We start from the raw sequence: 13,280 nt of genomic DNA, 5'->3' as shown, positions 1-13,280 counted from the left end.
CCCGGAAGCCCGCACGAAATCATCGCAGTGGACTACTGATGCACGTACATGGCGCTTGGCCACAGGCGGTTGAGGCGCGAATGCTATCGCCAGCACCGATGGGTGTCAATTTGATGAAGGCCGAAACGATGAGTGCGCCTACTCCAGATTGGAATAGGCGCGCATGATCATTTGTGCCAAATACCGAGCAACGCCTCGATTTCCGCATCGTTGATGAGGCCAGAGGGGTAGCGCTCGGAGAGCATGGCCCGGTAATCCGGAGCCTGGTGTTTTGAAGCCTGGGTTATCCGTAACCAGTCCGCCATCATCTGCCGTGCTTCACTGCTCGCAGACAAACCTCGAGTCACGCGTGGCTCATGACCTGCGTTCATAGGGATAACCTCTTGCGTCTTGGACTGCGAAATCTACGGAGCTTTTGTTACAGACGAACGACTCGTGTCACCGTCAAGCCTTCGTGGAAACACCCCCTCGCCGAAAAACGAGAAGTCGCTACCCACAAAAAAGCCCGTCGTTCGACAGGCTTTGATGAGAGCAAGAAGTGAACCAACTCAGCGGCGGTGCGGCGCTGGTTGCTGCTGCGTCAGGCAATGGATATTGCCGCCGCCCAGCAGCAGCTCACGGCCTGGGACCATGACCACTTCATGTTCCGGAAAGAGGCGTTGCAGGATCTGACGTGCCGTTTCGTCGAGCGGATCATTGAAACTCGGGGCAATGATGCCGCCGTTGACGATCAGGAAGTTCACGTACGAACCGGCCAGGCGCACCGATGGGTTGCGTTCCTGGCTGCCGTGCACCTGATCGACGCCTGCGCACTCTTCTTCCGTGGCGAACAACGGACCGGGAATCGGCATCTTGTGCACGACGAACGGTCGCCCCTTGGCATCACGCGCGTTTTCCAGAATGCCCATGGCGGCCTGACAGCGCGGGTAATTGGGGTCTTTCGGATCATCGGTCCACGCCAACAGGACTTCACCTGGGCGCACGTAACAGCAGAAGTTATCCACATGCCCGTCAGTTTCGTCGTTGTACAGACCATCCGGCAGCCAGATGATTTTCTCGACCGACAGGTGATCGCGCAGCACGGCTTCAATCTCTTCCCGAGACAGATGCGGGTTGCGGTTGCGATTGAGCAGGCATTCCTCGGTGGTGATCAGCGTGCCTTCGCCGTCGACGTGAATCGAGCCGCCTTCCAACACGAAACCTTCAGTGACGTAACGCGGGCAGCGTTCGATTTCCAGTACTTTGCTGGCGAGCTGTTCGTCCAGATTCCACGGCGAGTACAGGCCGCCATCGAAACCGCCCCACGCGTTGAAGCCCCAGTCCACGCCGCGCACCTCGCCTTGGTCATTGATGACGAAGGTCGGGCCGGTATCACGCACCCAAGCGTCGTCGTTGCTGATTTCGACGACACGGATGTTCGGCACATCAAGACGCGCGCGGGCGTTGTCGTATTGCGCAGCGGATACGGCGACGGTCACAGGTTCGAAACGGGCGATCGCCTTGGCCACCGCGACATGGGCGCTCTGCACGGGTTTACCGCCCAGGCGCCAGTTGTCAGGGCGCTCAGGCCACACCATCCAGGTCTGGGTTTGCGGGGCCCATTCGGCGGGCATGTAGAAGCCGTCGGCGCGTGGTGTACTGTTGAGTGTGGTCATTGATCAGGACTCCAGTGAGCCATCGAGGGTTTTGAGTGGGCCGTACAGGTTGGGACGGCGGTCACGGAAAGTGCCCCAGGCACTGCGAATGTGTTCCAGTTCATCGAGGTCGAAGCGGTGCACGAGCACGCCCTCCTCGGTTTGATTCAGTTCCTCGACTTTCTCGCCAAACTGATTGGCGATGAACGAGGAGCCATAAAACGTGATGTCGTAGCCGTCTTGAGCTTCGTTGCCGATGCGGTTGCTCGCGACCAAAGGCATCAGGTTAGCGCCTGCATGGCCCTGTTGCACCCGTTGCCAGTGATCGCGAGAGCTGATGGTCTTGTCGTGGGGCTCGCTGCCGATGGCGGTCGGGTAGAACAGAATCTCCGCCCCGAGTAACGCCATGCTGCGCGCGCACTCCGGAAACCATTGGTCCCAGCAGATGCCGACGCCGATTTTCGCGTAGCGGGTGTTCCAGACCTTGAAGCCCGTATCACCGGGGTTGAAGTAATACTTCTCGTGATAGCCGGGGCCGTCCGGGATGTGGCTCTTCCGATAAATCCCGAGGTTGCTGCCGTCCGCGTCGATGATCGCGATGCTGTTGAATCGCGCCCGCCCGGCGAGTTCGAAAAAGCTGATCGGCAGCACCACTTGCAGCTCTTTCGCGACTTTCTGGAAATGCGCAATGGCCACGTTGGTGTCGGTCGACGTCGCCAACTGCAGGTATTCGGGGTTGGGCTTCTGGCAGAAATACGGGGTTTCGAACAGCTCCTGAATCAGGATGATATGCGCGCCCTTCGCCGCAGCGTCACGCACCAGCCTTTCGGCGGTCTCGATATTGGCGTCCAGCTCCCACGAACAGGCCATCTGGGTGGCAGCAACAGTGACGATACGGCTCATGACAATCTCCGGCGACAAAGACGAAGGGCGCGTCATCGTGACAGATCAGCGATGACAATCTGGCGTCTTTATAGCCGATAAATATCCGTATTTGAAGCTATTACCAAATTCCTTAATTGAATTTAGGCTGATAAATCCGATATTAATCTGAAAATACAGACTCCCTGTGGGAGCGAATTCATTCGCGAAGCGGTGGCACAGACGACGGAGATGCGTCGAATGTACCGGCCATTCGCGGATGAATTCGCTCCCACAGACGACCGTCCCATGCCTGACAGGGACGCAGGTTCAATTAACCTTCAAGCTCAGCCAGAACCTTCGAAACGCTGTCCACGAAGAAATCCACGCTACGGCGCGTCGTCACCATCGGCGGTTTGATCTTGAGGATGTTCAGGTAATCACCGGTAGGCTGCATGAAGATGCCCAGCTCACGCAGCCGGTCGCACAGGTAAGTGGTCTCTTCTGTGGCGGGTTCCAACGTTTGGCGATTGCGCACCAGCTCCAGGCCCAAATAGAAACCCGAACCGTGGGCCGCGCCCACCAGGGGATGCAGGTCGATCAGCGCCAGCAGCCGTTCCTTGAAATAGCCGCCCACCACCTGCGCGTTCTCCCACAACCGTTCCTCTTCCATGACATCCAGCACCGCCAGACCGATCTGGCAGCTCACCGGACTGCCCCCCGCCGATGAGAAGAAATAGCCCTCGGCTTCCAGCGCCTCAGCAATCTCGCGCCGTGTGATCACCGCGCCAAGCGGGTGGCCGTTGCCCATCCCCTTGGCCATGGTGATGATGTCCGGCACCACGCCCTGCTCTTCAAAGCCCCAGAAATAGTGCCCTAGACGGCCGTAACCCACTTGAATCTCGTCCGCGATGCACACCCCGCGCTGCGCGCGGACTTTCTGATACACCTCGCTCAAGTAACCCGGCGGCAGCGAGATGCCGCCCGCATTGCCGTACACCGGCTCGCACATGAAACCCGCCACCTGACGCCCCTGCCCGGCCAGACGTGCCAAATGCGCATCCACGCTTTTCAGGTAGAACGGCGTGCTGTCCGCACCACGCGCTTCGCCCCGATACGTGTTCGGCGCGACCACCGGATGCACCCAATCCGGACGCGTGCTCAACGCCTGTGGGTTGTCGGCGATGGACGTGGAAATCGCATCGGTCGCCACCGACCAGCCGTGATACGCCTCCAGCACGCTCAAGACATCGCGCCCGCCGCTGTAGGCCCAAGCCAACCGGATTGCCAGATCGTTCGCTTCGGTGCCGCTGTTGACCAGAAACACCCGATCCATCCCTTGCGGCGCCAGCTTGAGCAGACGCTCGGAGAATTCAGCGATGGACGCGTAATGAAAGCGCGAGTTGGAGTTGAATAACGACCATTGCCGCGCCGCGACCTGCGCCATGCGCGGATGACCATGACCGAGGACTGCGACGTTGTTGAGCATGTCCAGGTACGAGCGGCCTTGCATGTCGATCAGGTGATTGCGCCAACCACGCTCGATCTGCGGCGGCGCCTGGTAATAGTGCTTCTGTGAGCGAGCGAAACTGGTGTCGCGACGGGCCAGCAACTCGGCAGCGTCAGAGGGGGGCGGCGCGTCGCAATCGAACCTCAGCAACCCGCTTGGCGACGGGCACAACGTGCGCCAGCCGGCAGCGCGGGAGGGCGTACAAAACAGCGGCGGGCTGACGTTGCGTTCGGAACACAGCTGCACGATCAATGAACCGCCGCCCTGCCCGATCACATCGCTGGCCCCGAACTCGACTCCGGAATCGAAATCCGATCGCACGCCCCACAGGCGCAGGTTCGAATGGGCACCGACGAGCATTAACGCGCCGTCGGCGGTGTGTCGCAAGGTGCCGTGAAAAGGCGCGTGCACCGCCGTCCCGTGGGGGATCAGCAGTTCGACGTGCAGCGCGAAGGTGTCCGGCTCATGGGCGCTGTCGGGCAGCGTTCGGGAGAGCCGGAACTCCCCGTAGCGACTGGCGGCCAGGCCGTGCTGGTGGGCCGCCTCCTTGAGGAGCGTCTCGTCGATGCCGCTCTGCTCCCAGTTTCCCGCCTCGAAATGCTCGCTGAGGACACCCAAATCAACGGTTTTGAATGCCTGCCCCGCCAGACTTGGTAACAGGGGCGAAAACGGCGTTTCGCCTTTTGATTCGTGGGTCGTTTCAAGACCCACGGCGTCCAGAATCGCAGCTTCCATCAACGCCATCGGCACCGAAGTCGCCACGTCGAAGATGTTCCATTCGCTGTCGAGGTTGGCCTGAATGTAAGCATTGTCCGGCTCGACACTGGCGTGTTGCTCACTGCTGAGCACCAGCACCGCCGAGCGATTGACGATCAACGGCCACAGCGCTTTCAGCTCTTCGATCTGCAAGGGGTTGATTCGGTGATACGCCTGAATCGCCGGCAGGATGTACAGCGGATCGCCTTCGGCATGGTGCAGCAGCGCGGCGCAGGTCACCGAGAGGTCCGCGATGCGCCAGGTACGCACCACATCGCCGAAGTCGATCAGGCCCTGCAACTGCCACATATGGTGTCCGTCCCGTTCCCAGACGACGTTGTATTCCGTGATGTCCAGGTGAATGGCTTGCATCGGCAATGCAGCGATCAATGGCAATAACCGGGCATGGGCCTGGTCCGTTGCATTGGCGATGCATGCGCGCTCGTCAGCGTTTTCAATCACTGGCTGCAGGTGCTTGATCAGCGCGCTCGCATGGCGAGGGTCCCATTGCAGAATGCGCTCCAGCCCCGGATGGTCGAAGTCAGCCAGTGCGACATCGACCTTGGCACACAACTCAGCCAAACGGGTCACCACGTCCCGGCTCAGGTGTTGAACATCGGCCAGCGACTGCCCGTCGATGAACTCCAGCAAGCGCACGTGCACCGCGTTCCCACCCACCTCGACCGACAAGATGTCGTCGCCGCTGACCGCAGGCACCACCCCCGGCACCCGTAGATCGGGATGCGCTCCGAGGTGCCGAAGCGTCGCATGCTGGGCCGCCAACTCAGCGGTGGCGTAGTCGCCACGGCAGATCTTCAACACAAAGCGCCGCCCTTCGTTTGTGTCCAGCAAGAAATTTCGGTCTTGCTGACTGCCCAGTTCCTTCAACGAACCCACCAGCCCGTAATGCACCGAAAGCAGTTCGGCCGCCTGGTCGGGAGTGACCTCCGGGCAAGGCAGGCTGGATCGATGAATCAGGGTGGCGAGCGGCATATGAAGGGTCTCGGGGCAGGATGAACGCGCAATATCGCCAGTTGCTCGTGAAATGCGCAACCCTGCAACAGTGCAACGTAAAGAAATCATTTAGCTGATCGATAGATAGCGTAGTCGTTACACGAATGAAACACTTGCGGCGGTTTTATGACGCTAATCGGGTCTGGCCATCAATTAATTTCATGGCCTTCGGGGCGTTTGTGCCTTGCGCCTGTCACCGCCCGCCCACAAGCTATGCTTCGTAATCTTGACGTCCATCCAGGGAAGAAGGTCTGGCTATGCGAATACTTGTCACCGGTGGCGCCGGATTTATCGGTTCGGCGCTGATCCGTCATCTGATCAATAACACCGACCACGACGTACTGAATTTCGACAAATTGACGTACGCAGGCAACCTCGAATCGCTGCACAGCATCGTGACGAACACCCGCTACGAATTCGTGCAGCAGGACATCGTCAATCAGGCCGAAGTCAGCAAGGTGCTGGCGCGTTTCAAGCCTGACGCGATCATGCACCTGGCAGCGGAATCCCACGTGGACCGCTCTATCGACGGCCCGTCGGAATTCATCCAGACCAATATCGTCGGCACTTACAGCCTGCTGGAAGCGACTCGCGGTTACTGGCTGACCTTGCCTGAGGCCGAGCGCGCCGCGTTCCGCTTCCACCACATTTCCACCGATGAGGTGTACGGCGACCTGCATGGCGTCGATGACCTGTTCACCGAAACCACGCCTTACGCGCCCAGCTCGCCCTATTCGGCCAGCAAGGCGGCGTCCGATCACCTGGTTCGCGCCTGGCAACGCACCTACGGCCTGCCAGTCGTCGTGACCAACTGCTCGAACAATTACGGGCCGTTCCATTTTCCGGAAAAGCTCATTCCGCTGGTGATCCTCAACGCCCTCGCGGGCAAACCGCTGCCGGTCTACGGCAACGGCCTGCAAGTGCGGGACTGGCTGTTCGTCGAGGATCACGCCCGCGCGCTGCTGAAGGTCGTGACTGAAGGCAAGGTCGGCGAGACCTACAACATCGGCGGCCATAACGAGCAAAAGAACATCGACGTGGTGCGTGGCATTTGCGCCCTGCTTGAAGAACTGGCGCCGGAGCAGCGCAAAGGCGTGGCCAACTACGCGGACCTGATCACTTACGTGACCGACCGCCCTGGCCATGACATGCGCTACGCCATCGACGCGAGCAAGATCGAACGCGAACTGGGCTGGACGCCGGAAGAAACCTTCGAATCCGGGCTGCGTAAAACCGTGCAGTGGTATCTCGACAACCTGGAATGGTGCCGTAACGTGCAGGACGGCAGCTACCAGGGCGAACGCTTGGGCACCAACGTGAAGGATCTGATCGCATGACTAAAGGAATCGTACTGGCAGGCGGGTCGGGCACGCGCCTGCACCCCATCACCCTCGGGGTCTCCAAGCAACTGTTGCCGATCTACGACAAACCGATGATCTACTACCCGATCTCGGTGCTGATGCTGGCGGGCATCAAGGAAATCCTGGTCATTTCCACGCCGCTGGACCTGCCGCAATACAAGGCCCTACTCGGTGATGGCAGCCAGTTCGGCGTGCATTTCCACTACGCCGAACAACCCAAGCCGGACGGTCTCGCGCAGGCGTTCCTGATCGGCGAGGAGTTCATTGGTGACGATTCGGTGTGCCTGATCCTGGGCGACAACATCTTCCATGGTCAGCACTTCAGCGATCAGCTCAAGCGAGCGGCTGAGCACACCTCGGGCGCAACCGTGTTCGGCTATTGGGTCAAGGACCCGGAGCGCTTCGGCGTGATTGATTTCGACGAGAACGGCCACGCGCTGTCCATCGAAGAAAAGCCCAAGGCACCGAAGTCCAGCTACGCCGTGACGGGTTTGTATTTCTACGACAACGGCGTCATTCAGATCGCCAAAGACGTGAAACCGTCGCCACGGGGCGAGCTGGAAATCACCGACGTCAACAACGCTTACCTCACACGCGGCGACCTGCGCGTCGAGCGTTTCGGGCGGGGCTTTGCCTGGCTCGACACCGGCACTCACGACAGCCTGCTCGACGCCTCGCAATATGTGCAGACCATCGAGCATCGTCAGGGCCTGAAAGTGGCGTGCCTCGAAGAAATTGCGTATCAGAACGGCTGGATCGATCGCGATCATCTGCTCAAACGGGCTGACTATTTTGGCAAGACCGGCTACGGTCAGTACCTGTTCAAAATTGCCGGGGAAAGCCAGTGAACGTCACTCAAAGCGAGTTGCCAGAAGTGCTCATCATCGAGCCTAAAGTGTTCGGTGATGAGCGCGGTTTCTTCTACGAAAGCTTCAACGCCAAAGCATTCGCCGAAGCCACCGGGATTACCGATCAGTTCGTGCAAGACAACCACTCGCGTTCGCAGAAAGGCGTGTTGCGCGGTCTGCATTATCAAATCCAGAACCCTCAAGGGAAGCTGGTGCGCGTCACGGCGGGCAAGGTGCTGGACATCGCTGTCGACATCCGCCGCAGCTCGCCGCACTTCGGCAAATGGTTCGGCCTTGAGCTGTCGGCGGAAAACGCCCGCCAGCTCTGGATTCCACCAGGATTTGCCCACGGCTTCGTGGTGCTCAGCGATCACGCCGAGTTCTTGTACAAGACCACCGACTACTACACGCCGTCTGCCGAACGCTGCATTCGTTGGGACGACGAAGAGCTGGGCATCGACTGGGGCCTGAGCGACGCGCCAACCTTGTCAGCGAAGGACCAGGTCGGCAAAAGCCTCAAAGACGCGGAATTGTTCCCGTGAGTGCGCCACTGCGGATTCTGATCAGCGGGCAACACGGCCAGGTCTCGCAAGCGCTGCAGCACACTCTGAAGGACCTCGGTGAGCTGATCGTGGTGGGTCGCGACCAGCTCGATTTGAGTGCGCCGGAGTCGATCCGCAATGTCGTGCGTGAGGTCAAACCGGACCTGATCATCAACGCTGCCGCTCACACGGCAGTGGATCAGGCCGAAAGCGAACCCGACCTGGCCTACGCGATCAACGCGACTTCTCCCGGCGTATTTTCTGAAGAAGCTGCCGCGCTGGGCATCCCATTCATTCATTACTCCACCGATTACGTGTTCGATGGCAGCAAGAACGAAGCATGGACGGAAACAGATACGCCCCACCCGCTGGGCGTCTACGGCAGCAGCAAACTCGCCGGGGAGCAGGCCATCGAAAAGGCCGGTGGTCAGTACCTGATCCTGCGCACCAGTTGGGTCTATTCCCTGACCGGCCGCAACTTTCTGCTGACCATGCAACGCCTGTTGCAAGAGCGCGAAAAACTCACCATCGTGGCCGACCAGATTGGCGCACCGACGTGGGCGGGCACCATCGCGCAGAGCACGCGGGCGTTGATAGAGCGCTGGCGTGACGGCGAGCCGGGCGCATGGGGCGTGTATCACCTGACGGCCAGCGGTGAAACGTCATGGGCAGGTTTTGCCGGGGCGATTGGTCAGGAACTGATCAAGGTCGGGAAGCCGTGCGCGACAATTGAGCCGATCCCTTCCAGCGCCTACCCAACCCCCGCCAAACGCCCGCTCAACTCCCGCCTGGATTGCAGCCGCCTGCAACAGGAATGGGGCGTGAGCCAACCGGATTGGCACGCTGCATTGCTGGAGTGCTTAGCTCAGCAGCGATAGGCATAATGTTGCCTATCAGATGCTGAGTGGCGCTGGCCGACCGATGCTTCGCTTGACCTCACGCCTTCGCGAGCAAGCTCACTCCTACATTCAACGGCTCCCGCCTGTAGGAGTAAGCTTGCTCGCGATAGCGGCGGCATGAGCGACACCAGCCAAATGCCTGTCACACAAGCATCGCAACGGACTCACCGGGCGATTTCATGACCAGCACTTCCTCTCTCCCCCGTCGCCCTCGCTGGCGCAGCCTCGCGTTATTGGCGTTGATCCTCGCGCCGCTGCTGTGGCCGCTCGAACGCCTGGCCGAGCGTTATTACCTCAATGAGCTGCTGAGCCAGAACCGTCAGACGCTGGACCTCTACGTCGCCAACCTGCTCGGCACCCTGCACCGTTACGAAGTGCTGCCACAAATCCTCGGTGACCTGCCGGGCTTACGCGCCATGCTGGCCAACCCTCAGGACAAGCAGACCCAGGAGCAGGCCAATCTGCTGTTGATGAATACGGCCCAGCAAACCGGCGCGGAAGTCATTTACCTGATGGCGCCTAACGGCGAAACCCTCGCGGCATCCAACTGGGACAAGCGCGACAGTTTCGTGGGTCGGAATTTCGCCTTCCGCCCGTATTTCAGCAACGCCATGGCCGGCAAACTGGGTCGCTTCTTCGGCTTGGGCACCACGTCGGCCAAACGCGGGTATTTCTTCGCCGCCGCCGTGCATGACGGTAACACTGTCATCGGCGTGCTGGTGGTCAAGGTCGATCTGGACCTGACCGAAACCCTGTGGGGCAAGACGCCTGAGCAATTGCTGGTCACCGACCACAACGGCGTGGTGATCCTCACGTCCAACCCGGCCTGGCGTTTCCGCGCGACACGGCCGCTCAGCGAAGAAGAAAAACAGGCCATCGTTGCGATTCAGCCGTACCCGACCCGCGACCCGCGCCCGCTTCAACTGAATGAAAACGGCTGGCTGACCCAGACCCAGCAGATCGACGAAACCGGCTGGAGCGTGAACATCCTCGCCCCGAAAGTGCTGGTCTCGCGTCCAGTGCGCACGGTGGTCGCCATCGGCGGCGCGACGTTGCTGGTGCTGATGTTGCTGCTCGGCATCATGATGCAGCGGCGGCGTCACTACCTTGACCGCATCAACTTCGAAGGCAAAGCCCGCCGCGAACTGGAAGTGCGGGTGATGGAACGCACCAGCGACCTGGAAGGCTTGAACCAGCGGCTGCGCCAGGAAGTGCTGGAACGGGAACATGCGCAGCAGGAGCTGTTTCGTGCGCAGGACGAGCTGGTTCAAGCGGGCAAGCTGTCGGCGCTGGGCACCATGTCGGCCAGCATCAGCCATGAGCTCAACCAGCCGTTGGCGGCGATTCGCAGCTACGCAGAAAACGCCGAAGTGCTGCTCGATCACCAGCGCACCGACGATGCGCGGGGCAACCTCAAGCTGATCAGCGAACTCACGGGGCGCATGGCGTCGATCATCGCGCACTTGCGGGCCTTCGCCCGGCGTGACCGGCACGCGCCTGAAAGCGTGGCCCTGCAACCAGCCCTTGATGACGCGCTGGCCTTGCTCGCCAAACGACGCCGCGCCATGGACGTCGAGCTGATTCGCGACCTGCCCGACGCCACGCTGTGGGTGCAGGCTGGCGAAACCCGCTTGCGGCAGGTGCTCGGCAATTTGCTGGCGAACGCACTGGACGCCCTCACCGAGAAAGGCCCGCCGCGCAAATTGTGGATAAGTGCCGAGTACAACGCCGAGGGCGTCAACCTGTACATTCGCGACAACGGCCCGGGCTTTTCCCGTGAGGCGTTGGAGCATGCGCGCGAACCCTTCTTCACCACCAAGACGCGCACGCAGGGCCTGGGGCTGGGCCTTGCGATCTGCGATACGCTGATGCGCGCGCTGGGCGGCGAACTGCTGTTCGCCAATCACCCCGAGGGGGGCGCGCTGCTGACGTTGCGCATGCGCACCGGGGCTTCAGGGGTCAGTCTTCAACCGCCGGAGGATCTATCTGCATGACCACGGACACCGCCATCGACAGCCGTATTCAGGTTGTGCTGATCGACGACGACCCACACTTGCGTCAGGCCCTGAGTCAGACGCTGGACCTGGCAGGTCTGAAAGTCCTGCCGCTGAGCGACGCCACTGGCCTGCAAGCCCGCATTGAGCGTGACTGGCCGGGGGTGATCGTCAGTGACATCCGCATGCCAGGCATCGACGGCCTCGAACTGCTCAATCAACTCCACGCACAAGACCCGGAACTCCCGGTACTGCTGATCACCGGTCACGGCGATGTACCGCTGGCAGTCCAGGCGATGCGGGCCGGGGCCTATGACTTTCTGGAAAAACCCTTCGCCAGCGACGCGCTGCTCGACAGCGTGCGCCGGGCACTGGCCTTGCGCCGGTTGGTGCTGGACAACCGGAGCCTGCGTCTCGAGCTGAGTGATCGTCAGCAACTGAGTGCGCGACTGGTCGGCCTCTCGCCCCAGATGCAGCGCTTGCGCGACCAGATCGGTGCACTGGCGGCCACGAAGGCCGATGTGCTGATTCTCGGTGAAACCGGCGCCGGCAAAGAAGTCGTGGCCCGCGCGCTGCATGATCTGTCCAACCGTCGCAACGGCCCTTTTGTTGCGATCAACGCGGGCGCGCTGGCGGAGTCGGTGGTCGAGAGCGAGCTGTTCGGTCACGAGCCGGGCGCTTTCACCGGGGCGCAAAAACGGCGCATCGGTAAATTCGAATTCGCCAACGGCGGCACGCTGTTTCTCGATGAGATCGAGAGCATGAGCATGGACGTACAGGTCAAGCTGCTGCGGCTGTTGCAAGAACGGGTGGTCGAACGGCTGGGGGGCAATCAGCAGATTCCGTTGGACATTCGCATCGTCGCCGCCACCAAGGAAGACCTGCGCCACGCCGCCGATCAAGGCCGTTTCCGGGCCGACCTGTATTACCGTCTGAACGTCGCGCCGCTGCGCATTCCCCCTCTGCGCGAACGAGGCGAGGATGCACTGGTGCTGTTTCAGCATTTCGCGGATGCCGGGAGCCTGCGTCACGGCTTGCCTCGCCACGAACTGCAACCGGGGCAACGGGCAATGCTGTTGCGCCACAGTTGGCCCGGGAATGTGCGCGAGCTGCAAAATGCCGCCGAGCGTTTTGCGCTGGGTCTGGAGTTGGAACTGGAAGGCACATCGCCGCACATACCTGCCTCGACCGGTGGCCTGAGTGATCAAGTCGAAGCCTTCGAGCGCGCTCTGATTGCCGCCGAACTGACCCGCCCTCACAACTCTGTTCGCAGCCTCGCCGAAGCACTGGGCATCCCCCGCAAAACCCTGCACGACAAACTGCGCAAACACGGCCTGATCTTCAGTGGTGGCGGTTCCGATGACAACGAATGAATCTGCGGCCAGCTACCTGGAAACCGTGCTGCATCACGACATCCCCCTGACCCGCGACATGGGCATGAAAGTCATCGCCTGGCAAAACCATCAACTGCGCCTGCACTTGCCGCTGGCGCAGAACATCAACCACAAGAGCACGCTGTTTGGCGGCAGCCTGTATTGCGGCGCCGTGCTGGCGGGTTGGGGTTGGCTGTACCTGCGGTTGAAAGAAGCCGGGATCGACGACGGCCATATCGTGATCCAGGACGGCCAGATCAGCTATCCGCTGCCGGTGAAGCGCGACGGCGTGGCAATTTGCGAAGCGCCGGATGACGCGACCTGGGAGAAATTCCTGAAGCTGTATCAGCGTCGCGGGCGTGCGCGATTGGCGCTGAACACCCGAATCGTGGCCGAAGGGTCGGACGACTCAGCGGTGGAGTTTGTTGGGCAGTATGTGTTGCATAAATAAGCGCGGCATCAGCGGACGAAGAGCGTCGAAGGCGGCA

At 60.9% G+C, this 13,280-nt stretch carries 11 protein-coding genes; 7 read left to right on the top strand and 4 right to left on the bottom strand.

Translation table 11 applies throughout. From position 1 onward, the window contains the following. Positions 1–167: 167 nt before the first annotated feature. The 4 genes from GVN17_RS05405 to GVN17_RS05390 form a co-directional block, all read right to left on the bottom strand. Positions 168–371, bottom strand: coding sequence for a hypothetical protein (locus GVN17_RS05405; protein ID WP_166594192.1), 204 nt, complete (start codon positions 369–371; stop codon positions 168–170). Positions 372–548: 177 nt separating this feature from the next. Then, entirely contained in the window at positions 549–1,655 is a 1,107-nt protein-coding gene (aguA, locus tag GVN17_RS05400) for an agmatine deiminase (RefSeq protein WP_166594191.1), read from the bottom strand. Between the two features lie 3 nt (positions 1,656–1,658). Then, on the bottom strand, positions 1,659–2,537 hold the full coding sequence (gene aguB, locus GVN17_RS05395) for an N-carbamoylputrescine amidase (RefSeq protein WP_166594190.1): 879 nt from the start codon (positions 2,535–2,537) through the stop codon (positions 1,659–1,661). Positions 2,538–2,829: 292 nt separating this feature from the next. Further along, positions 2,830–5,754 (bottom strand): aminotransferase, encoded by a 2,925-nt coding sequence (locus tag GVN17_RS05390; protein ID WP_166594189.1) that lies wholly within the window; start codon positions 5,752–5,754, stop codon positions 2,830–2,832. Between the two features lie 278 nt (positions 5,755–6,032). Between GVN17_RS05390 and rfbB the strand changes: the two genes are divergently transcribed. The 7 genes from rfbB (at position 6,033) to GVN17_RS05355 (ending at position 13,243) form a co-directional block, all read left to right on the top strand. Then, positions 6,033–7,112, top strand: a complete 1,080-nt coding sequence (rfbB, locus tag GVN17_RS05385; protein ID WP_166594188.1) for a dTDP-glucose 4,6-dehydratase — start codon at positions 6,033–6,035, stop codon at positions 7,110–7,112. After that, a complete protein-coding gene (rfbA, locus tag GVN17_RS05380; RefSeq protein ID WP_166594187.1) occupies positions 7,109–7,984 on the top strand; it encodes a glucose-1-phosphate thymidylyltransferase RfbA in 876 nt (291 codons plus the stop codon). The genes rfbB and rfbA overlap by 4 nt, the downstream gene beginning before the upstream one ends. Beyond that, positions 7,981–8,526 (top strand): dTDP-4-dehydrorhamnose 3,5-epimerase, encoded by a 546-nt coding sequence (gene rfbC, locus GVN17_RS05375; RefSeq protein ID WP_166594186.1) that lies wholly within the window; start codon positions 7,981–7,983, stop codon positions 8,524–8,526. Before rfbA ends, rfbC begins: the two co-directional genes overlap by 4 nt. Beyond that, complete coding sequence (gene rfbD / locus GVN17_RS05370) at positions 8,523–9,404, top strand: dTDP-4-dehydrorhamnose reductase (protein WP_166594185.1); 882 nt, start codon at positions 8,523–8,525, stop codon at positions 9,402–9,404. The genes rfbC and rfbD overlap by 4 nt, the downstream gene beginning before the upstream one ends. Before the next feature lie 200 nt (positions 9,405–9,604). Continuing rightward, complete coding sequence (locus tag GVN17_RS05365) at positions 9,605–11,419, top strand: ATP-binding protein (protein WP_166594184.1); 1,815 nt, start codon at positions 9,605–9,607, stop codon at positions 11,417–11,419. Beyond that, positions 11,416–12,792, top strand: coding sequence for a sigma-54 dependent transcriptional regulator (locus GVN17_RS05360; RefSeq protein WP_166594183.1), 1,377 nt, complete (start codon positions 11,416–11,418; stop codon positions 12,790–12,792). The genes GVN17_RS05365 and GVN17_RS05360 overlap by 4 nt, the downstream gene beginning before the upstream one ends. Next, positions 12,779–13,243, top strand: coding sequence for a YiiD C-terminal domain-containing protein (locus GVN17_RS05355; RefSeq protein ID WP_166594182.1), 465 nt, complete (start codon positions 12,779–12,781; stop codon positions 13,241–13,243). Before GVN17_RS05360 ends, GVN17_RS05355 begins: the two co-directional genes overlap by 14 nt. Positions 13,244–13,280: the final 37 nt, after the last annotated feature.

Origin of the sequence: Pseudomonas sp. SLFW, assembly GCF_009905615.1 — a bacterium.
Lineage (GTDB): Bacteria > Pseudomonadota > Gammaproteobacteria > Pseudomonadales > Pseudomonadaceae > Aquipseudomonas > Aquipseudomonas bambusae.
This window is presented reverse-complemented; position numbering and strand designations above follow the sequence as displayed.